This is a genomic window from Streptomyces sp. NBC_00433 (assembly GCA_036015235.1).
Taxonomy (GTDB): domain Bacteria; phylum Actinomycetota; class Actinomycetes; order Streptomycetales; family Streptomycetaceae; genus Actinacidiphila.
Window position 1 is genome coordinate 8747467 of record CP107926.1, and the last position, 21207, is coordinate 8768673.

Genomic DNA, 21207 nt, shown 5'->3' on the forward strand with positions numbered 1-21207 from the left:
CGTTTCCCCGTTGGCACTAAGAGGGCAGACTCCTCTCCAGCGTGACATCAGATGGCCGAAATGTGATGTGCGTCTCGTCACGTGATCGAATTGCACCTGCTAAGACGGTTATGCCCGACTGTTTCGACGCTCTGCTGCGGCGCCGCTGTCACATCGGGGGCCGCACGGATGCTCTGTGTTGCGTGGGGCGCGACGACGGCCCGGCGGCAGCCCGGAAAACGGGTGCTGGAGGGGAGCCGCCGGTCCGTCGCCGCGCCCGCCGCCGCCCCGCCCGGGGCGGCCGGACCCCAACGACGTGCCGAAGGATGTAGTCCGCCGTGGCCGATACACAGCAGGACATCGATTTCACCATCATGTACGCGACCCACCGCGCCTTCCGTCGCGACCTGCGCCGGCTGGCCGCCGCCGTGGAGGCGGGGCAGGCCGGCACGCCCCAGGTCCTGGCAGGCTGGGAGAACTTCAGCCACCAGCTCCACAACCACCACTCCGTCGAGGACGCCGCCCTGTGGCCGCAGGTCGAGGCCAAGATCAAGGACCGGCCCGCCGACCTGCGGCTGATGGAGACCATGGAGGCCGAGCACGCGGAGCTGGGCCCGCGGATCGACGCGGTCGACACCGCGCTCAAGGCCGGCTCCGACGACCTGGGGGCCAGGACCCAGGACCTCTACGAGGTGATGGACCACCACTTCACCCACGAGGAGAACAGCGCGCTGCCACTGATCCAGGACGTGCTGACAGTCGCGGAATGGAAGAAGTTCGGCCTCGCCAACGCCAAGAATCTCGGCATCAAGGGCGTCTCCGTCTACATCCCGTGGGTGGCCGACGGCGCCTCCCCGCAGGAGCAGCGCGAATTCCTGGGCGCGTTTCCGCCTCCGGTGAAGGTGGCGAACAAGCTGCTGTGGCAGCGTGCGTACCGCAAGAAGGGCCTCTGGAACATCTGAGGCGCCCCGCCCGGCTCCGACGCGAGGTGACCGCATGTGCTGGTCCGCCACGGCCGATCTCGCGGCCGGGTCGGTGATCTGCGCACTCGGCGCGGCCTGCGTCGCGCGGACCCGGCGGGTCCGCGACCTGCCCCTGGCCGCGCTGCCGCTGCTCCTCGGGGCGCACCAGCTCATCGAGGCCGCGGTCTGGCACGGTGGTGGCGGCACCGGCGCCGCCACCACCGCCTGGGCGGTGATCGCCCTGCCGCTGCTCCCCGCGTGGGTGCCGCTCGCGGTCCTGTCCGCGTCCCCGGGCGCCCGCGCCCGCCGGCGCCTCGCCGCGCCGGTGGCCGTCGGCGTCGTCACGGCGGTGCTCCTCGCCCTGTGCCTCGCGGAGCAGGCGCCGTCCGCGCGCATCCACCGCCATACGGTCGACTACGCCGTGCACGTCCCCCACGCCCCGTGGCTCATCGCCGGATACCTCTTCGCCACCCTCGGCGCGCTCCTCCTGGCCCCCGACCCCACCCTGCGCCTCCTCGGCGCCACCACCGCGGCCGGCGCGGTCCTCTGCGCCGTCCTGTGGCGCTTCTCCTTCATCTCCACCTGGTGCGCGGTGGCCGCCGTCGCCAGCCTCATCCTCCTCTCCCGCCCAGCGTCCCCACACGCCCCCGGGTGATCGCCACGCCCACCCTCCAGGGGCGAACGCCGGGCACAGGAGGACGCAGTCCCAAAGGGGCGCGTGGGACGGAGCGCCCCGCCGGAGAGGCGGGAAAGAAGGCAACGCCACCGCAAGTGGCAACCACCCAGGGGCGCGGGGAACTGCGCGACCAGCCACGACGGCGCCGCGGCCGAGCAGCGCACCGCAAGGAGCAGCGACCCGCCCGCGGAGCGGGGCGAGCCCGGGGGCAGCCCGACCGGGGCTGAACGGGAGGACGAAGCGCACCCGACTGAGTCAGTAGCGCAGGACCGCCGCCACATGCCCGACGTCAGCCAACTCACCGTCGGGGACAAACCGCACCCTCGCCCCGGTATCGAGCGCCTGCTCGGCGATCTCGTCGACGATGTCGTCCCGCGCCCCCCGGTCGCCGGAGGCGGCCGGGACCAGGTGGTCGCCGTCGTCGCGCACCGTCGTGCGGTAACCGTCCTCGATCGCGACCAGCGCGACCCGTGCCTCCGCGACCGACTGCCACACCTCGTCCACGCCGCCCGCGAAGGCCTTGCGGCCGCGGGCCTCGTCCAGTTCGGACAGCACGCCCGCGACCTCCTCCTGGGCCCGCCGGCCCGCAGCGGCGGCGAGCGCCTGGCGCAGGGCCTCCGCCGGGCCCTCGGCGAGCCCGCCCTGGACGATCCGCCCGGCGGACTCCTTCACCAGCTTGCCCGCCTCGTCGAGCGCCGCCAGGGCCTCCGCCTCGCCGACGACGTACACCGGCCGCGGGTCGGCCGCGACGACCACCCCCGCGCTCTCGCTCACCTCGCGCAGGAACTGCCGGGTCCGCTCGTCGGTGAAGGTGCTCGGCGTGTCGCCGACACGCTCCTCGCGCTCGGGGTCGAAGTCCTCGGGCACCCGCCGCACCGGAAAAGTGCCCGTGACCTGCTCAGGCGCCCGCCCCTTGGACCCGCTCCACAGGGTCGCGACGTCCGCGGACACCGCGAGCACCCAGAACGGGCGGTTGGCGACGTGCGCCGCCACCAGGTTGCGGGTCAGGAACGTCTGGGCCAGCAGCACCCGGGCCGGAACGGTCCGCCCCAGCGTCCACACCTGGTGCTCGCCGGGCGCGGCGAAGATCGCGAGCCCGTCCTCGGCATGCACCAGGTCGACCTCGCCGAGCGCCTGGTCGAGCTGGCCGATCACGTCGATCCGGTCGGCCCGCGACACCTCGGGGTCGTTGTGCACCGCGTCCTTGGCCTCTTCCAGCAGATTGCGCAGCCTTACCGCGTCCTGCGCGTTGTCCGGTTCGCGGCGGTGGGTCGGCAGCAGCACGGAGACGGCCGGGTAAGGCCGCGGGCGGCGGAGGTCGGCGAGGATGTCGGGGCTGATCGGCGCATGCATGGCGGTGCCCTTTCGGCGGCGGCATCGTGTGCCGGTGGCGTCCCCCGCAGCGTCCCTTTGTCTCTTCATGGATATATCAATGTGCCGCCCCCCGCAGCTTGTGCGAGGTCGCCCCGGCCGGCCGCCGGCCACATCATCCCTGGTCAGCGCCCTGGTCCTCCTCTCGGCGGGCGCGACGCGCCTCCGGTCTCGGGCCCGGCGCGGAGGCCCGGGGCGCCAGGGCCCAGCGCTTCCGTCTCGACGGCCGCCGCGCAAGCGGAATGCCCGAGCCCAGGGGCTGCTGCTGACAGCCGGTGACCGGTGTGCTTAGCTGCCGACCGCGACGAGGGGAGGCGGCGGTGGACGAGCACGACGCCACAGCCAGGGCGCGACAGGCGGGCGGGCACGAGAAGGACGCACCCCCGGCAGCGGGGCCACGGGGTGGCGGGGGCAGGGCGGGCGCGGCGGGCAGGGCGCTGGCCCTCGTCGCCGTCGCGGGCACCGCGCTGGGCGCCGTGACGCTGCGCCCCGGCCGGTCGCTGTTCGCCGACAGCGGCGGGCCGCTGGACAATTCCGCCGCCGTCATCCTGATCGCCCTCGCCTGCCTGGGCGCGGGAATACTGCTCAGCAGCCGCTACCGCGCCCGCCTGGGCTACGAGCAGAACCTGCCGCCCTTCGAGCAGCGGCTCGCCGACGCGGTGCGGGTGACGCTGATCACGGCCGCACTGGCGATCCCCCTTCTGCTGCTCGCCATGCACCGGTTCCCGCAGGGCGGCAGCACCCCGACCGTCGAGCGGACCGGCAGCGACTGGATACCGCGGAGCAAGCGCCCGCCGGCGCCGCCGGGCCACATCGGCAAGCCCAGCCACGCCCCCCAGATCACCCTGCCGCACATCCTGGTGGTCATCGGCATCGCCCTGCTGGTGGTCGTCCTGCTGGTCGCCGGCTACCGGCTGTGGCGCCAACTGCGGGACACCGCCGAGCAGCCGGACCCGGGCCCGTACCTCCCGGCCGAGCACGACGTACTCGCCGACGCCGTCGACTCCGGGCGCCGCGCACTGCTCGACGGCACCGACGCCCGCGCCGCCGTCATCGCCTGCTATGCCGCCATGGAGACCTCGCTGGCCGAGTCCGGCGTCGCCCGCCGCGCCTCCGACAGCCCCCAGGACCTGCTGGAGCGGGCCGCCGGCAGCGGCCTGCTGACCGGCCCGCACGCCACCGACCTGACCGTGCTGTTCCGCGAGGCCCGCTACTCCACCCACCCCATGGACCACACCCACCGCGACCGGGCCGCCGACGCGCTCGACGCCATCGCCGCGCAGCTCGCGGAACGCGCCGCCGCGGACGCCGGGCCCGGCGAGGGCACACAGGGGCCGCAACCGACCGCGGGAGCCCACCGGTGACCGAACCGCGGCCCCCCGAGCCGGGCGTACCCGGTTCCGTACGCCACTCGCTGACCCTGCTGGCCGCGGTCGGCGCCGCGGCCGTCGTCCTGCCGGGCCTCGTGGAAGGCCTGCCGGGCGCCGCCACCGGACTCGCCGTATGCACGGTCGCCGGCCTCGCCATCGCCCGCTACGTCACCGGCGCCGGCGCCCAGGACAGCGGCTTCCGCCGCTCGGTGCGGCTGCTCGGCAGCCGCGCGCCCGCACTCGGCGAATGGCAGCGCATCGTCGACAAATCGATCGGCGACCGCAGCGACGTGCACTTCACCGCCACCCTCCGGCCGCAACTGCAACGGCTGTTCGCCGCCCGGCTCGCCGAGCGGCACGGCGTCGACATGCACCGCAGCCCGAAGCGGGCCGAGGCCCTCGTCGGCGCCGACCTGTGGCCCTGGATCGACCCCGCGCACCGCCCCGCGCACCGGCCCGACGACCCGGAGCAGGTGCTCCGCGCCCTGCTCGACCGGTTGGAGGCGCTGGACGGGGCCCCCCGACCGGCCGCCGCCCGTACCACCACCAGGCACAGTGAGGATCCGCAGTGACCAGCCAAGACCGCACAGCCGACCACGACGCCCTGACCCCCCGACAGGCCGGTGAGCGGGCCGCGGAAGTCCTGGCCGAGATCCGTACGGCCGTCGTCGGCAAGCCCCGGCCGCTCGACATGGTCATGCTCGGCATCCTGGCCGGCGGCCACGTCCTGATCGAGGACCTGCCGGGCCTCGGCAAGACCCTGCTCGCCCGGTCCTTCGCCACCGTGCTCGGCCTGGACTTCCGGCGTATCCAGTTCACCCCCGACCTGCTGCCCTCCGATGTGACCGGCGCCCCCTTCTACGACCAGCGCACCGCCGAGATGGTCTTCCGGCCGGGCCCCGTCTTCACCCACCTGCTGCTCGCCGACGAGATCAACCGCACCCCGCCCAAGACCCAGGCCTCGCTGCTCGAAGCGATGGCCGAGTCGCAGGTGTCCATCGACGGCAGCACCCGCCCGCTGCCCGACCCCTTCGTCGTGGTCGCCACCGCGAACCCCATCGAGTACGAGGGCACCTACTCGCTGCCCGAAGCCCAGCTCGACCGCTTCCTGCTCCGGGTACGGATGGGCTATCTGACCGCGCCCGAGGAGACCGGGATGCTGCGCGCCCGGATCGCCCGCGCGGCGCCCGAGGCGGTGCTGCGCACCCTGAGCGGCCCCGCGGAGGTGCTGGCGATGCGCGCCGCGGTCGAACAGGTCGAGGTCGAGGACGACCTGCTCGACTACGTCGTCTCCCTGGTCGGGGCCACCCGCGGCCACCAGCACATCCAGGTCGGCGCCTCACCGCGCGGCGGCCTCGCCCTGGTCCAGCTCGCCCGTGCCCGCGCGGTCCTCGACCTGCGCGACTACGCCACCCCCGAGGACGTCAAGGACGTCGCCGTCGCGGCCCTCGCCCACCGGATCACCCTCAAGCCCGAGCTGTGGGTCCGGCAGATCGACGCGGACGACGTGGTCGCCGAGATCGTCAGGTCCGTCGCCGCCCCGCAGACCGTGCCCCGCAGCCCCGTCGCGTCATGACGGAACGACCCGCCGCACTCGACCGGGCACTGGGCGGCGTGACGGGCGCGCCCACCGAGCCGCCGCCGGCGGCGCCGCCCGGCTGGCGGGCCGGCGAGCGCACCCTGCGCTACGGCACGGTCGCCGCGGTCGCGGTGGCCGCCGCCCTCCTCACCGGCCACGCGTGGCTGCTGGCCGCGGCCGCCGCCCCGCTCGCCCTGCTGGCCCTGGCGCTGCCGGCCGGCCGCAGGCCGCGGCACCTCACGCCCGCGGTCGACGTCCAGCCGCGGCGCTGCTTCGAGGGCGAGCGCGTCACCGCCACCGTCACCCTCGCGCACGACGGCGCGGCCGGGCGCCTCGACCCCGGCGTCACCCTCGGGCCCGGTGTACGGCTCGACGACCTCGACGTCACCGGCGGGCGCGTCACGCTGACCTTCACCGCGCAGCGCTGGGGCCGCTGGACCGTCGGCACGGTCGACCTCGACGTCTACGACACCGGCGGCGCCGCCCGCCGCACCCTGCGCGTCGACCTCGGCGAGGTCGCGGTCTTCCCGGTCCCCACCGCGACCGGCGTCACCCCCATCCCGGTACGGCTGCCGCAGCGGCTCGGCGAGCACACCTCATCGCAGCGCGGCGAGGGCGTCGAGGTCACCGGCATCCACCCCTACGTACGCGGCGACCGCCAGCGCCGCATCCACTGGCCCGCGACCACCCGCCGCGGGGAACTGCAACTCCACCAGTTCGCCGCGGAGAGGGCCTCGGACACCGTGGTCCTGCTCGACGTCCTCGCCGACGTCCGCGACCCGGTGAGCGGTACGTCCTCGCTCGACGAGACCTTCCGCGCCGCGGCCGGCCTGGTCCGCGCCTACCTGCGCACCCACGACCGGATCGGCGTCGTCTCGGTCGGCGGCGCCACCCGCTGGCTGCAACCCGGCAGCGGCCAGAGCTACTTCTACCGGATCGTGGAGAGCGTCCTCGACGTCCGCAAGGACCTCGGCTACCGCACGGCCGGGCTGCACAGGCTGCCGCCGCCCGCCCTGCCGGAGAGCGCCCTGGTCTACGTCCTCACGCCGCTCACCGACCAGCGCATCCTCGATGTGCTCGACCAGGTCAGGTCGCGGGCCAATCCGCTGGTCGTGGTGGAGATCCCCACCGGCGACCCGACGGTCGAGCCCGGCGACCGCACCGCGGAGCTTGCCCTGCGCCTGTGGCGGGCCGACCGCGACGCGATGCGCTTCGCCCTGACCGAACGCGGCATCGCCGTCATCACCCACCATCCCGGCGAAACCCTCGACCTGGCCCTCGCCCCCCTGCTGCGCACCCGCATCCGCGGAGGCCGCCGATGAGCCGCGCGCCCGGCCCCCGCCGATCGACCGCCCGCACCGACGGAGGCCGCCGATGAGCCGCACCACGGATGTCCACCGGCTGACCGCCCGGCTGCTCGGCGTCGCCCTGGCTGTCGCCGCCTGCAACCCGCCCCGCACCCTCGACGGCCCTGTCGCCGGCTGGGCCCTCGTCCTCGCGGCCTGCGGTGCCGCGTGGTGGGCGGCGCCGATGGTCGACGCGCGCCCGGTGGTCACCTCGATGCGGTGGACCGCGGTGGCGGCGCACCGGCGCAACACGCTGCTGCCCGCCGGCGCGGTCGCCCTGGCCGCGCTGACCGCCCCCGGGGTCTGGCTGGCGGCCTGCGTCACCGGCCTGCTGGTCGCCTACCTCCTGGTCACCGACGGCTGGACGATGGGTTCCACCGCCCCCGCGGGCACCGACCGCGCCACCCCGGCGCTCGCCGCCACCGCGGCGGCCGCGGTGGTCTTCGCCGCCTCCACCGCCCCGGTCGCCCACACCACCTGGTCCCGCCTCCCGGCGGCCCTCGCCATCGCGGCCACGACCGCCTGCGTGGCCTTGGCCCTGCGCCACCGCCGCACCGGTTGACGCACCCCGCGGAGTCCTGGGAAGAGTCAGCTGTATCGGTTCAGTAAACGCGGCACCCACTTACCAAAACCATGCTTCCCATCTGCACTTGCCGTGCTTTACCGTTTAATGACCCGGCCCGCCCAGGGGCCGAGGGAGCAGCCGACGCGCCGCAGGCATGAGGGAGTAGCGATGAAGGACGTCACGCCGCTGGTCGACGGCTGGACCCTCCGCCTGCCGGGCGACGGCAGAGCGGGCGGCACCCCGGAGCGCAGGCTCCACGCCACCGTGCCCGGGTGCGTCCACACCGACCTGCTCGCCGCGGGCGAGATCGCCGACCCCTTCCTGGACAGGAACGAGCACGACGCCGCCTGGGTCGGCCGCGCCGACTGGACGTACGAGACGGTGCTGCCCGCGCGGACCACGGCCCACGAGCGCAGCGACCTCGTCTTCGACGGCCTCGACACCGTCGCCGAGATCACCCTCGGCGGCCGCCGGCTGGGCGCGACGCGCAACATGCACCGGAGCCACCGCTTCGACGTCACCGCCGACCGCGGGACCGGAGGCGGCGGCACACCGCTGACCGTGGCCTTCACCTCGGCCTACACCGAAGCGGAACGCGTACGCGCGCTCGTCGGGGACCGGCCGAACTCGTATCCGGAGCCCTTCCAGTACATCCGCAAGATGGCCTGCTCCTTCGGCTGGGACTGGGGGCCGACGCTGGTCACCGCCGGGATATGGAAGCCGGTGCGGCTCGAACACTGGTCGACCGCCCGGCTGGCGCGGGTCACCCCGCTGGTGACCGTCACCGACCGCACCGGACGGGTCGAGGTCCGGGTCGAGATCGAGCGCACCGCGACAGGCGCCGACCGGCCGCTGACGGTAAGGCTGCGGGTGGGGGAGACCGTCTCGGAGACCACTGTCCCGGCCGGCGCGGACCGCGTCACCGCGCTCGCCGAGGTCCCCGCCCCCGACCTGTGGTGGCCGCACGGCTACGGCGAACAGCCGCTGTACGACTGCGAGGTCACCCTCGCGGACCAGGGCGCCGCGCTGGACGGCTGGCAGCGGCGTATCGGCTTCCGCACCGTCACCCTGGACACCTCGCCCGACGAGCACGGCACGGCCTTCACCCTGGTCGTCAACGGCACCCCGGTCTTCGCCCGCGGCGTCAACTGGATCCCCGACGACGTCCTGCCCACCAGGGTCGACGCCGCCCGCTACCGGCGCCGGCTGCGGCAGGCCGTGGACGCCGGGGTGGACCTGATCCGGGTGTGGGGCGGCGGGATCTACGAGAGCGACGACTTCTACGACGCCTGCGACGAGCTGGGCCTGCTGGTCTGGCAGGACTTCCTCTTCGCCTGCGCCGCCTACCCCGAGGAGCAGCCGCTGCGCTCCGAGATCGAGGCCGAGGCCAGGGAGAACGTCGGCCGGCTCGCTCCGCACCCGAGCCTGGCACTGTGGAACGGCAACAACGAGAACCTGTGGGGCTTCCGCGACTGGGACTGGGAGGACGCGCTGGCCGGCGACTCCTGGGGAGAGGGCTACTATCTGGGCCTGCTGGCCAGGGTCGTCGCCGAGACCGACCCGACCCGGCCCTACTGGGCCGGCAGCCCCTGGTCGGGCTCCTGGGACCACCACCCCAACGATCCCCGGCACGGCACCGCCCACTCCTGGGAGGTGTGGAACCGCGTCGACTACACCGACTACCGCGACAGCGTCCCGCGCTTCGTCGCCGAGTTCGGCTGGCAGGCGCCGCCCGCTTATGCCACCGCCCGCCGCGCGCTGTCCGACGACCCGCTGACCCCCGACTCGCCCGGCATGCTGCACCACCAGAAGGCCGGGGACGGCAACGGCAAGCTCGCCCGCGGCCTGGCCCGGCACTTCCCGGTGCCCGCCGACTTCGACACCTGGCACTACCTGACCCAGGTCAACCAGGCACGGGCCGTCGCCACCGGCATCGAGCACTGGCGCTCGCACTGGCCGGTGTGCGCCGGCACCGTCGTGTGGCAGCTCAACGACTGCTGGCCGGTGACCTCCTGGGCCGCCGTCGACGGCGACGAGCGCCCCAAGCCGCTCTACCACGAGCTGAAGCGGCTCTACGCGGACCGGCTGATCACCGTACAACCGCGCCCCGGCGGCCTCGTCGCGGCGCTGGTCAACCAGGCCGCGCGGGACTGGTCGGGCACGGCGGTCCTGCGCCGGGTCGCGGTGGACGGCGCCGTGCTCGCCGAGGTGCGGCTGCCGTTCACCGCGGCGCCCAGGACCGTCGCCGAGATCGCGCTGCCGCCCGAGGTGCTGCCCGCGGCGGACAGCGGCAAGGAGCTGCTGACCGTACGGGTCGGGGAGCTGCGGGCCTGCTGGTTCCCGGTCCGCGACAAGGACTTCGGCTACCCGGAGCCCAGCTGGGACGTCGCGGTCGCCGTGCACCCCGACGGCGCCGCCGCCGTCACCGTCACCGCCCGCACCCTGCTGCGCGACCTGCTGCTGCAGGCCGACCGGCTCGGCCCCGCGGCCACCGCGGACCGCGGCCTGACCACCCTGCTGCCCGGCGAGAGCGTGACGATCACCGTACGCGGCTGGGACCACCCGTCGCCCGACGCCGCCGCGGCCGTGCTCTTCTGCGTCAACGCGGCCGTGAAGCCGCCGGCTCCGCCCGCTACTTGGTCGCCCCGCGGGTGAAACCGTTGTAGACGAACCGCTGGAGGAGCAGGAAGACGACCGGCGTAGGTGCTGGCGGTAGTCGGGCTTGCCGGTTGCAGACGAAGCCCTGCACGTTGGCGAAGTTCGCGATGCCGTAGACCTTGCCGCCGACGGAGGTCTTCTCGGTGAAGGTGTACTTCCTGCCCAACTCGCCGGCGCTGCCCAACGAGGCGAAGAACTACGGGTGGTCCGCGGTCTTGACGGCCGCGGGGATCATGACCACGTCGCCGTGGTTCGACGTGCTCGTCCGGATCTTGACCTCGCCCTCGTCGTCCGTGACGCCCTCGAAGGCCACGTGCGCCTTCGGGTGGAGCTTGCCGAATTCGGCGGCGTACTCCTTCACCGTCACACAGCGGTTCAGCGCGATCCGCCGCACCGTGGTGGGGTAAGTTGGGCGCCGACCGGCAGCACACCGCGACCAGCCGAGGAGGTGGGAACGATCACCGCCAGTTCGTACCGCGCGCTCCCGCCGCACGGCCTCGCGAGGCCCGCGGCCTCCTGACGGGAGCGCCGACCGGCTTCCCGAGAGGTTCACATGTCGGACTCCGTCACACCGTTGCCCGAAGCCGCACCGCAGCACGCCGCACCGCAGGACGCCGTCGTCGCCCGGCTCAGGGCTGCGGGCTGCGTCTTCGCCGAGGACGAGGCGCGGATCATCCTCGCCACCGCCACCACACCTGACGAGCTGGACGCGATGGTCGTCCGGCGGGCCGGCGGGCTGCCGCTGGAACACGTCGTCGGCTGGGCCGAATTCTGCGGCCTGCGCATCGCCGTCGACCCCGGGGTCTTCGTGCCCAGGCGGCGCACCGAACTCCTGGTGCGCGAGGCCGTCGCGCTCGCCCGCGCGGCCCGCGCCGAAGGCGGGACCGTCGTCGACCTGTGCTGCGGCACCGGCGCGGTCGGCGCCGCGCTGGCCGCCGCCCTGGCCCCTACGGAACTGCACGCCGCCGACCTCGACCCGGCGGCCGTCGCCTGCGCCGCCCGCAACCTCGCCGGGGTCGGCGGGCGGGTCCACCGCGGCGACCTCTTCGCGGCGCTGCCCGCCGCGCTGCGCGGCACGGTCGACCTGCTGGCCGCCAACGTGCCCTACGTGCCCAGCGGCGCCGTCGGCCTGCTGCCGGCCGAGGCCCGCGACCACGAGGCGCTGATCGCCCTCGACGGCGGGCACGACGGCCTCGACGTGATGCGCAGGGTCGCGGCCAGTGCCGCGGACTGGCTCGCCCCCGGGGGCTCGCTGCTGGTGGAGGCCGGTGAGAGACAGGCACAGACCGCCGCCGGCATCCTGGCCGGCGGCGGCCTGCGACCGCGTCTCGCGACCGACGACGACCTCGGGGCGACCGTGGTCATCGGCACCCGCCCGTAGCGGCGTGCCGTCGCCCCGGCCCGTGCCGGGGCGACGGTCAGTCCTGCTGCTCGGCGGGCCGCAGCCCGGACGTCCACTTCTCCTCGATGTTCCCGAACTTCCACACCGCCATCGCCACCGCCCAGGTGAGGAAGAACAGCCCGACGATGACGTAGCCGACGATGTTCAGGTCCAGGCCGCCCGCCCAGTCCCAGAACGCCCCGTGCAGGCCTGCCTTGTCGCTGACCAGGCCGAGGAGTTCGACCGTGCCGATGATCAGCGCGACCGCGACCGACAGGCCGGTGATGGTCAGGTTGTAGTAGACCTTGCGCACCGGCTTGGAGAAGGCCCACTCGTAGGCGAAGTTCATGAACGAGCCGTCGATGGTGTCCAGCAGGCACATCCCCGCCGCGAACAGCACCGGCAGGCACAGGATCGCGTACCAGGGCAGGCCGGAGGCCGCGCCGGAGCCGGCGAGCACCAGCAGCGCGATCTCGGTGGCGGTGTCGAAGCCCAGGCCGAACAGCAGCCCCAGCGGGTACATCTGCCAGGGCTTCGTGATCGACTTCATCACCCGGCCGAGCAGCCGGTTCATGAACCCGCGGTTGTTCAGGTGCTCTTCGAGCGCGGCCTCGTCGAAGTGGCCGCCGCGCATCTGCCGGAAGACCTTCCAGATCCCGGCCAGGATCAGCAGGTTGATGAAGGCGATGACGTAGAGGAAGGTGCCGGAGACGGTGGTGCCCACCCAGCCCGTGACATTGTGCAGCTGCGAGTCGTCGTTCTCGACCGGGTCGGCGAGCGACCTGACGCCCAGCGACAGCAGGAACGCCAGGGCGAAGACGATGCTGGAGTGCCCCAGCGAGAACCAGAAGCCCACCGACAGCGGCCGCTTGCCCTCGTGCATCAGCTTGCGGGTGGTGTTGTCGATCGCCGCGATGTGGTCGGCGTCGAAGGCGTGCCGCATGCCCAGGGTGTACGCCGTCACACCCATGCCGATGCCGAACGACTTGGTGCCCAGGCTGTAGTGCTCGGGCGCCACGATCGCCACCAGCGTGAACCACCCGATGACGTGCAGGGCCACGATGAAAGCGGCCATCCCGCCCAGCCGGGTCCACTCCGCCCGGGTCATCGAACCGCGTATTCGGCGCCAGCGGGACCCCGCGGGGACGGCGGCCTCGGTGGTGGTGGTCATACGTTCGTCCTCCGTCGGAGCGGCTGGGGGAGCACTACCGCAACAGACTACTTGTTGCGAATCATTCGCAATAGCCTGCCCCTGCCCTGCTCCGCTCACACCCACCCGAGGTCAGCGTGCCGCGCCGGCAAGATCACCCTGGCCCGCCTCGCACCGCCCTGGCCGTGGCACACCGCCTGTCGCAGCTGGTCGCAGGACACCGGCACCGCCGGAGAGTCCGGTCACACCTGCCGGGAAAGCGCCGCCGACGCCCGTTCGTCCTGATTGACGCATGACAGAAGGGAGCCCTACGCTCCTTCTGTAGTGATGACGTGGGGAAGCTGGTGGAAATCCAGCACGGTCGCGCCACTGTGATCCCGCCGCCGCACCCGGCGATACGGGGAGTCAGACAGCCGCTCATCACGACGCCCATGGAACAGGGACGCACGATCCCCTAAGGAGGGCTCACCTTGAGCAGCATTTCCGCACCCCGCCCGGCAGTCACGCCGGTCGTCCTGCCGGTCTCGAAGGCCGTGATGTGGCTGGTCGGCACCGCGATCCTCGCGCTCGCCGCCTACTACTTCATCGGCGTCGACCAGGGCGCCGTCTCGGTCTTCGGCAAGGACATGCACATCCACGAGTTCGTCCACGACGCACGCCACTTCCTCGGTTTCCCCTGCCACTGACACCGCCGGAACCGACGTACGGACAACTCGACATGGAAAAGAAGCTCATACTGCGCGGCATCCTGGCCGGCGCAGCAGCCGGGCTGCTCGCGTTCCTCTTCGCCCGCGTCTTCGCCGAGCCGCAGATCGGCAGGGCGATCGACTACGAGAGCGGCAGGGACGCGGCCCAGACGGCACTCGACAAGGCCGCCGGACTGCCGGCCGAGGCGGCGGACCCCGACCTGTTCAGCCGCACCATCCAGGCCGACGTCGGCATGGGCGTCGGGATGATCGTCTTCGGCATGGCGATGGGCGCGCTCTTCGCCGTCGCCTACACCGTCTGCCTCGGCCGGGTCGGCGGGCTGCGCGCCCGCAGCCTGGCCCTGGTCGTCGCCGGCGGCGGATTCCTCGGCATGTACCTGGTGCCGTTCCTGAAATACCCGGCGAACCCGCCCGCCATCGGCCACGAGGACACCATCAGGGCCCGCAGCGGCCTCTACCTGCTCATGGTGGTGTGCTCGGTGGCGTTCCTGATCGCCGCGGCCTGGCTGGGCAGGCGGCTGCAACCCAGGCTCGGCAACTGGAATGCCACGCTGCTCGCGGCCGGCGCCTTCGTCGTCGCCATCGGCGTCGTCATGCTGATCCTGCCCCCGCTGGGTCATCTCGCGTACAACAAGCAGCACTTCGGCGACCACGCCACCGAGACACCGCTGCCGCTCACCGACGGACACGGCCGCATCGTCTACCCGGGCTTCCCTGCCGACGTGCTGTTCTCCTTCCGCTTCTACTCCGTCGCGGCCCAACTGCTGCTCTGGTCGGCCATCGGCCTGGTCTTCGCGCCGCTGGCCGAACGCCTGCTGCAGCCCCGCCCCGAGCCCGCCGCCCGAGGGGCGGCACCCGTACCGGCATGACGCACCACCCGCACGGCACGGCGGAACCGGGCGCGGTGATCGAGGAGATCACCGCGCTCGGGCCGTTCTTCGCCGTCACCACCCACCCGGCCGCCGCACCGCCCGCCGAGCCGTGGCAGCCGCTGAGCGGGCCGCTGCTCGCCGAGCGGGCCGACGCCGTACGGGCGTATCTGGCCGCGGCCGGCGGCCGGTCGGCGGAGGCGGTCGAACCCCGGGTCGCCGCCTCGGTCGCCCATCTCGGCCTGGCCGCACGGCTGCTGTCACCCGCGCTGGCCGCGGCCGTCCTGCACGGGCGGCTGCTCGGCTACGACCTCGGCGCGGCGCGCTGGCAGCCCGCGCTGGGCGGCCCGGTCCCGCTCTCGCTGCCCGACGACGCGCTGCACCCGCCCGCACCGGCCGAGAACCAACTCGCCGACACCGTCGCCGACCAGCTGCTGGACGGCCCGCTCACCGAACTGGCCCGCCACTTCGCCGCGCTGGGCGTCTCCGCACACATCCTGCTGGGCAACACCGCCTCCGCCGTCAACGGCGCCGCGACCGCGCTGGCCGCCGCCCGCCCCGAACTGGCCGCCCGCGCCCACGCGTTCACCACCCTGCTGCTGGAAAGGCCGCCGCTGCGCCCGCAGAGCGCCCGTACGCCCTCCGGTGCCTTCCGCCGGCGCAGCTGCTGCCTGATCTACCGCGCCGCCCCCGACCGCAGGGGCGCCCTGTGCGGCGACTGCGTCCTCCAGGGGACGGCCGGCCGAACCGCCGCCGACCTGTGAGCGGCCCTCAACCGGTCACCGGCGGGCGGTCCTTGGCCGAGGGGCGCCAAGGGCTCGGCGACGGCGTCCCCGGAACCGGCCGGCAGCCCCGGGCGTGGGTGCGCCTTCCCGAGGGCGGGCGGGTGGTCGCCGCTCATGTCCCGGCAGCCCTCGACCACCGTGGCCCGCGTCACCCGCCGGGCCGCCGCCCTGCCCGCAGGGCACGCTGTGCCACACTCCAGCGCGTGAAGCACATCTACGTCATCGGCATCGGCGCGGGTGACCCCGAGCAGCTCACCCTGCAGGCGGTCAGGGCCCTGGGACGCACCGAGGTGTTCTTCCTGCTCGACAAGGGCGAGGACAAGGCGGGCCTGGTGCGGCTGCGCGAGGAGATCCTGGAGCAACACGCGCCCCGCCCGCACCGGGTGGTCGTCGCCACCGACCCGGACCGCGACCGCGGCGCCGCCGGAGGGGCGTACGCACCGGCCGTCGACGACTGGCGGCGCCGCCGCGGCGACATCTACCAGCGGCTGATCGCCGAGGAGTTGGCCGACGACGGCTGCGGGGCCTTCCTGGTCTGGGGCGACCCCGCCCTCTACGACAGCACCCTGGCGATCCTGGAGGACGTGCACGCCCGCGGCGGCACCGACTTCGACTGGACGGTGGTGCCCGGCATCAGCAGCGTCGCGACCCTGGCCGCCCGGCACCGCACCGGGCTCAACCAGGTGGGCCGTCCGGTCCAGATCACCACCGGCCGGCGGCTCTCCGACGCGGGCGGGCTGCCCGACGGCGTGGACGACGTCGTCGTGATGCTCGACGCCCGCCAGGCCTTCGGCGCCCTCACCGGCCAGGGCCTGCAGATCTACTGGGGCGCCTACCTCGGCACCCCCGACGAGATCCTGCTGGCCGGCCCGCTGGACGACGCCCTGGCCGACCGCATCCGCACCACCCGCGCCGAGGCCCGCGCGCGCATGGGCTGGATCATGGACACGTACCTGCTGCGCAGGACGCAGCCGCCCACCCCGCAAGGGCCCGCCGACCCGGCCGGCGGTCCGCGATGACGCCGACTCCCCGCCGGGGGACGTACACCCGGCGGACGCCGGTGATCCCCGGCGCCGCGGACGCTCGCGAGCGGTGGCACCAGGCGTGAGGACGCGGCGGGTCCTGATCCTCGGCGGCACCGCCGAGGCCCGGGCCCTCGCCGACCTGCTCGCCGGTGAGCCGGGCCTGGACGTGACGTCGTCGCTCGCGGGCCGCACCCCCGACCCGCGGCTGCCCGCCGGCCAGGTCAGGATCGGCGGGTTCGGCGGCGCGGAAGGGCTGGCCGCGTGGCTGCGCGAGCAGCGGGTCGACGCGGTGGTCGACGCCACCCACCCCTTCGCCGGGGCGATCAGCCGGCACGCGGCGCACGCCGCCGGCGCCACCGGCGTACGGCTGCTGGCACTGCGCAGGCCCGGCTGGAGCCCGGGGGAGGGGGACCGCTGGCACTGGGCGGGCACCATCGCCGAGGCCGCCGCCCTGCTCCCGCACCTGGGGCAGCGCCCCTTCCTCGCCATCGGCCGCCAGGATCTGGCGGCCTTCGCCGGGCTCCCGCTCCACTTCCTGGCCCGCTCGGTCGCCCCGCCGCCACCGCCGCTGCCCGCACACTGCCGCGTCCTGCTCGACCGAGGCCCCTTCACCCTCGACGGCGAGCGCGCCCTGCTCCACGAGCACCGCGTCGACGTCCTGGTCACCAAGGACAGCGGCGGCCCGGCCACCTCACCCAAACTCACCGCCGCCCGCGAGTCCGCCCTCCCCGTACTGATCGTCCGCCGCCCGCCGCCGCCCCCCGGCGTGCCCGCCGTCGCCACCCCCGCCGCAGCGGCGGCCTGGCTGCGCGCGCTGCGGGAGTAGGACGGCGCCGCCAGCCTCGATCCGTACGGATCCACTCCCCACCGGACCGCCCCGCATCAACCGATCGGTTGACCCCGGCATCCACCACCTGCCCGCGCACCGCACCCCGGTGGCCGATCCGCGGGCGCCCGGCCGCGCGGGATTCTCGGTCCAGGCGGCGGAGCGCCGCCGCGAGGCCACGGGAAAGGGCCACGGCAATGACGGTCATCGAGGTCGAGCACCTGCACAAGCGCTACGGGGACGGCGTGGCGGTGCACGACGTGTCCTTCACGGTCGGCGAGGGCGAGGTCTTCGGCATCGTCGGCCCGAACGGCGCGGGCAAGACCACCACCGTGGAATGCCTGTCCGGGCTGCGGCCCGCGGACGGCGGGCGCCTGCGCGTCCTCGGCCTCGACCCGCGAGCCGACCGCGCGGCCGTACGCCGCCTGCTCGGCGTGCAGCTCCAGGAGAGCGGCCTGCCGGACAAGCTGCGGGTGCGCGAGGCCCTCGACCTCTTCGCGTCCTTCCACCCCGCCCCCGCCGACGTCCCCGCGCTGCTCGACCGCCTCGGCCTGGCCGACAAGGCACTCGCCCCGTACAAGACGCTCTCCGGCGGCCAGAAGCAGCGCCTGGCGATCGCCCTGGCCGTGGTCGGCCGCCCCCGGGTGGTGGTGCTCGACGAGCTGACCACCGGCCTCGACCCGCACGCCCGGCGTGCCACCTGGCAGCTCGTGGAGCAGATCCGCGACGAGGGCGTCACCGTCCTGCTGGTCACCCACTTCATGGAAGAGGCAGAGCGGCTGTGCGACCGGGTCGCGCTGATCGACTCGGGCCGCGTCGTCGCCGTCGACACCCCGGCGGGACTGGCAGGGCGGGCAGGGCAGGAGCAGCGGATGCGCTTCCGGCCGTCCGCGCCGCTGGACGAGGACGTGCTGCGGGCACTGCCCGAGGTCACCACCCTGGCCTGGCACGGCCCGCAGATCGAACTGACCGGCAGCGGCAACCTCGTCGGCGCCGTCACCGCCCTGCTGGCCAGGCGTCAGATCATCGCCGCCGACCTGCGGGTCGACCAGGCCACCCTCGACGACGCCTTCATCGCCCTGACCGGCCACGGGCCCGCACCGGCCGGCCTCGCCGACCCCCGCTGACCCCAGTAGACCAGCACCCCGGAAGACCAGCAGAGGACACCCCCGTGACCACCTTCGCCGCGCCCCGCGCCCGTATGACCGCCCAGGGCTTCCGCACCCTGACCGCCACCCAGGCCAGGCTGCTGCTGCGCGCACCCGCCGCCCTGATCTGGCTCGCCTTCCCGCTGCTGATGCTGATCGCCTTCGGCAGCATCCCCGGCTTCCGCACCGCCGACGCCGACCTCGGCGGCAGAAGCGTCCTCGACGTCTACGTGCCCACCATCGCCGCCATGGTGCCGCTGTTCCTGGGCTGCACCGCCCTGCCGATGACCATGGCCGACCACCGTGAGAAGGGCTTCCTGCGGCGGCTGTCTGTCAGCCCGGTCCCCGCGGAAGGGATGCTCGCCGCGCTGCTGGCCGTCATCGCCGTCCTGGCCGCGGCCGGCGTCGGCGTGATCACCGCGGTCGGCGGCCTCGCCTACCACGTCAAGGCACCGGCCGACCCCGGCGCCGTCGCCGCCGCCTTCCTGCTGGGCACCACCGCCGTGCTCTCCCTCGGCCTGGTCGCCGCCGCCCTGGCCCGCACCTCGGCGGCCGCCGCGGGCATGGGCGTCCCGCTGATGGTGCTGAACTTCTTCTTCAGCGGCCTGTACGTCCCGCTGTCCGAACTGCCGCGCGCCCTGCGGCAGATCAGCGAGTACGTCCCCTTCGGCGCCGTCATGGCCGCGTGGGACGGCCGCGGCGCCCTGTGGCAGCACCTCGCGGTGCTCGCGGCGTACACCGTGGTCGGCAGCCTGCTCGCCGCCCGTCTCTTCCGTTGGGAATGATGGACGGGTGAAGGCACCTCAAGGCGATGCCGCCGACGTGCGGTTCCAGCAGCTCCAGCACTACCTGCCCTACACCGGGCTGGCGGTCTCCCTGGTGCTGGCGCTCGCGCTCGGCCCGCGCACGGCGGGGTTCGCGGCGCTGGCCTGCGGATTGTCCGCGGCGGCCGCACTGTGGCTGCGCTTCATGGACGTGCCCTACCCGGCTCCCGCGGGGCAGCGCGGCCGGGCGATCCTCTTCTTCGCCGTCCTGCTGGTCCTCATCGCCGCGCTGATCGCCCTCAGCCCCTTCTTCGGCTTCTTCGGCTTCACCGGCTATCTCCAGGTGGCGCTGCTGCCCCGGGCCCTGTGGACGCCGGCCATCGCGCTCAACGCGGCACTCATGGCGACCACCCAGGTCGGCGGGGTCGGCAATCTGCACGGCGGCACCCTCGGCGTCTACGCGGGCCTGGTCGTGGTCAACATGGTCTTCGCCGGCGTCATCACCTACCAGGGCATCGAGGAGGACCAGCGCAGCAGGCGGCGGGCCGAGATGATCGGGGAACTCGCCGAGGCCAACCGCCGGTTGCGCGAGACGATGCAGGAGAACGCCGGACTGCACGCCCAGCTGGTCACGCAGGCCCGCGAGGCCGGCATCCTCGACGAGCGGCAGCGGATGGCCGGCGAGATCCACGACACCCTCGCCCAGGGCCTCACCGGCATCGTCACCCAGCTGGAGGCCGCCGAGCGCTTCGACGCCGACCCGGCACGCCGCGCCCGGCACCGCGAACTGGCCAGGACCCTGGCCAGGGACAGCCTCGCCGAGGCCCGCCGCTCGGTGCGTGCCCTGCGCCCCGGCCCGCTGGACGAGGCGCCCCACCTGCCGGGCGCCCTGGACGACCTGGCGCGGCGCTGGTCGCAGACCTCCGGCGTCGCGGTCAGGGTCGAGGTCACCGGCAGCCCCGTACCGCTGCAGCCGCCGGTGGAGGTGGCGCTCTTCCGCACCGCCCAGGAGGGCCTGGCCAACATCGCCAAGCACGCCGCCGCCTCCCGCGCAGGCCTCACGCTGTCCTACACCCACGAGGTGGTGATGCTCGACGTGCTGGACGACGGCGCCGGCTTCGACACCGCGCCCGTCGGCGACAGCTACGGCCTCACCGCGATGCGGCAGCGGCTGCGCCAGGTCGGCGGGACCCTGGAGGTCGAGAGCAGCCCGGGTGACGGCACCGCGCTGAGCGCCAGCGTCCCCGCAACCGCAACCGCAACCGCAACCGCAACCGCAACCGCAACCGCAACCGCGACCGTGCCCCCGCAACCGGGCCCGCCCCTCGGGCCCGCCCCGGCCGCGAGGGACAATGCGGTGTGACCGTTCGCCTGCTCATCGTCGATGACCACCCCATCGTCCGCGACGGCCTGCGCGCCGTCTTCGAGGGCGACCCGGACTTCACGGTCGCCGGCGAGGCCGCGGACGGCGCCGAGGGCGTCGACCGGGCGGTGGCACTGGCCGTGGACGTCGTCCTGATGGACCTGCGGATGCCGCGCATGGGCGGCGTCGAGGCGATCCGGCTGCTCGCCGAGCGCGCCCCCGGGATCCGCGTCCTCGTCCTCACCACCTACGACACCGACGCCGACGTGCTGCCCGCGATCGAGGCGGGCGCGACCGGCTACCTCCTCAAGGACGCCCCCCGCGAGGAACTGGTCCGCGCGGTGCACGCCGCCCACCGCGGCGAGGCCGTCCTGGCCCCGACCGTCGCGCGCAGGATCCTCGGCCACGTCCGCACCCCGGCCGCCGCCCCCGCGGCGCCGGAGTCGGTCCCCACAGAGCGCGAGCTGGAGATCCTCCGCCTGGTCGCCGCCGGCACCACGAACAGGGAGGCCGCCCGCCGCCTGTTCATCAGCGAGGCCACCGTCAAGACCCACCTGCTGCACCTGTACGCCAAGCTCGGCGTACGCGACCGCGCCGCCGCCGTGGCAGCCGCGTACAAAGCGGGCCTGCTCACCTGAGAGGCGCTTTCACCGGATCCGGGGGATGATGGAGGCGACCTGCAG

General features: G+C 74.1%; 22 protein-coding genes and 1 riboswitch. Of the genes, 18 read left to right on the top strand and 4 right to left on the bottom strand.

Annotated elements, in window-relative coordinates:
• Positions 1-317: 317 nt before the first annotated feature.
• Both OG900_37950 and OG900_37955 read left to right on the top strand, forming a co-directional pair.
• On the top strand, positions 318-941 hold the full coding sequence (locus OG900_37950) for a hemerythrin domain-containing protein (protein ID WUH95382.1): 624 nt from the start codon (positions 318-320) through the stop codon (positions 939-941).
• 34 nt (positions 942-975) lie between these two features.
• Positions 976-1596 (top strand): hypothetical protein, encoded by a 621-nt coding sequence (locus OG900_37955; GenBank protein WUH95383.1) that lies wholly within the window; start codon positions 976-978, stop codon positions 1594-1596.
• Between the two features lie 276 nt (positions 1597-1872).
• Here OG900_37955 and OG900_37960 read toward each other — a convergent pair whose 3' ends face one another.
• Positions 1873-2970 carry a chemotaxis protein gene (locus OG900_37960; GenBank protein WUH95384.1) on the bottom strand — a complete coding sequence of 366 codons (1098 nt, stop codon included), beginning with the start codon at positions 2968-2970 and terminating at the stop codon, positions 1873-1875.
• Positions 2971-3308: 338 nt separating this feature from the next.
• Between OG900_37960 and OG900_37965 the strand changes: the two genes are divergently transcribed.
• From OG900_37965 to OG900_37990, 6 genes are all read left to right on the top strand, one after another.
• Positions 3309-4352 carry a DUF4129 domain-containing protein gene (locus tag OG900_37965; GenBank protein ID WUH95385.1) on the top strand — a complete coding sequence of 348 codons (1044 nt, stop codon included), beginning with the start codon at positions 3309-3311 and terminating at the stop codon, positions 4350-4352.
• Positions 4349-4930, top strand: a complete 582-nt coding sequence (locus OG900_37970; GenBank protein ID WUH95386.1) for a hypothetical protein — start codon at positions 4349-4351, stop codon at positions 4928-4930. The genes OG900_37965 and OG900_37970 overlap by 4 nt, the downstream gene beginning before the upstream one ends.
• The gene (locus OG900_37975; protein WUH95387.1) at positions 4927-5934 is read left to right on the top strand and encodes a MoxR family ATPase; all 1008 of its coding nucleotides are present in this window, start codon (positions 4927-4929) and stop codon (positions 5932-5934) included. Before OG900_37970 ends, OG900_37975 begins: the two co-directional genes overlap by 4 nt.
• Entirely contained in the window at positions 5931-7259 is a 1329-nt protein-coding gene (locus OG900_37980) for a DUF58 domain-containing protein (protein WUH95388.1), read from the top strand. Before OG900_37975 ends, OG900_37980 begins: the two co-directional genes overlap by 4 nt.
• A 52-nt stretch (positions 7260-7311) precedes the next feature.
• Positions 7312-7845, top strand: a complete 534-nt coding sequence (locus tag OG900_37985) for a hypothetical protein (GenBank protein ID WUH95389.1) — start codon at positions 7312-7314, stop codon at positions 7843-7845.
• A 171-nt stretch (positions 7846-8016) separates the two neighbouring features.
• Positions 8017-10503: a glycoside hydrolase family 2 protein gene (locus OG900_37990; protein ID WUH95390.1), complete on the top strand. Its 2487-nt coding sequence runs from the start codon at positions 8017-8019 to the stop codon at positions 10501-10503.
• Here the strand turns inward: OG900_37990 and OG900_37995 are convergent.
• The gene (locus tag OG900_37995; GenBank protein WUH95391.1) at positions 10481-10690 is read right to left on the bottom strand and encodes a hypothetical protein; all 210 of its coding nucleotides are present in this window, start codon (positions 10688-10690) and stop codon (positions 10481-10483) included. The genes OG900_37990 and OG900_37995 overlap by 23 nt on opposite strands.
• A gap of 12 nt (positions 10691-10702) precedes the next feature.
• Positions 10703-10900: a hypothetical protein gene (locus OG900_38000; GenBank protein ID WUH95392.1), complete on the bottom strand. Its 198-nt coding sequence runs from the start codon at positions 10898-10900 to the stop codon at positions 10703-10705.
• 159 nt (positions 10901-11059) lie between these two features.
• On the opposite strand from OG900_38000, the gene OG900_38005 reads away from it, so the two are divergent.
• Complete coding sequence (locus tag OG900_38005; protein WUH95393.1) at positions 11060-11887, top strand: putative protein N(5)-glutamine methyltransferase; 828 nt, start codon at positions 11060-11062, stop codon at positions 11885-11887.
• 37 nt (positions 11888-11924) lie between these two features.
• Here OG900_38005 and OG900_38010 read toward each other — a convergent pair whose 3' ends face one another.
• A complete protein-coding gene (locus OG900_38010; protein WUH95394.1) occupies positions 11925-13058 on the bottom strand; it encodes a HoxN/HupN/NixA family nickel/cobalt transporter in 1134 nt (377 codons plus the stop codon).
• A 314-nt stretch (positions 13059-13372) separates the two neighbouring features.
• A riboswitch (cobalamin riboswitch) is annotated at positions 13373-13452 on the top strand.
• Positions 13453-13570: 118 nt separating this feature from the next.
• On the opposite strand from OG900_38010, the gene OG900_38015 reads away from it, so the two are divergent.
• The 9 genes from OG900_38015 (at position 13571) to OG900_38055 (ending at position 21162) form a co-directional block, all read left to right on the top strand.
• Positions 13571-13723: a CbtB-domain containing protein gene (locus tag OG900_38015; protein ID WUH96072.1), complete on the top strand. Its 153-nt coding sequence runs from the start codon at positions 13571-13573 to the stop codon at positions 13721-13723.
• A 32-nt stretch (positions 13724-13755) separates the two neighbouring features.
• Positions 13756-14613, top strand: a complete 858-nt coding sequence (locus tag OG900_38020) for a CbtA family protein (protein WUH95395.1) — start codon at positions 13756-13758, stop codon at positions 14611-14613.
• Complete coding sequence (locus OG900_38025; protein WUH95396.1) at positions 14610-15377, top strand: (2Fe-2S)-binding protein; 768 nt, start codon at positions 14610-14612, stop codon at positions 15375-15377. The genes OG900_38020 and OG900_38025 overlap by 4 nt, the downstream gene beginning before the upstream one ends.
• A 224-nt stretch (positions 15378-15601) precedes the next feature.
• Positions 15602-16417, top strand: coding sequence for a precorrin-6A synthase (deacetylating) (cobF, locus tag OG900_38030; protein ID WUH95397.1), 816 nt, complete (start codon positions 15602-15604; stop codon positions 16415-16417).
• A gap of 85 nt (positions 16418-16502) precedes the next feature.
• The gene (locus tag OG900_38035) at positions 16503-17249 is read left to right on the top strand and encodes a cobalt-precorrin-6A reductase (protein WUH95398.1); all 747 of its coding nucleotides are present in this window, start codon (positions 16503-16505) and stop codon (positions 17247-17249) included.
• A 197-nt stretch (positions 17250-17446) separates the two neighbouring features.
• Positions 17447-18376 (top strand): ABC transporter ATP-binding protein, encoded by a 930-nt coding sequence (locus tag OG900_38040; GenBank protein ID WUH95399.1) that lies wholly within the window; start codon positions 17447-17449, stop codon positions 18374-18376.
• A gap of 44 nt (positions 18377-18420) precedes the next feature.
• Positions 18421-19182, top strand: a complete 762-nt coding sequence (locus OG900_38045) for an ABC transporter permease (GenBank protein ID WUH95400.1) — start codon at positions 18421-18423, stop codon at positions 19180-19182.
• A gap of 7 nt (positions 19183-19189) precedes the next feature.
• Positions 19190-20524: a sensor histidine kinase gene (locus tag OG900_38050; GenBank protein WUH95401.1), complete on the top strand. Its 1335-nt coding sequence runs from the start codon at positions 19190-19192 to the stop codon at positions 20522-20524.
• Positions 20521-21162 (top strand): response regulator transcription factor, encoded by a 642-nt coding sequence (locus OG900_38055; GenBank protein WUH95402.1) that lies wholly within the window; start codon positions 20521-20523, stop codon positions 21160-21162. The genes OG900_38050 and OG900_38055 overlap by 4 nt, the downstream gene beginning before the upstream one ends.
• The last annotated feature ends 45 nt before the right edge of the window (positions 21163-21207 follow it).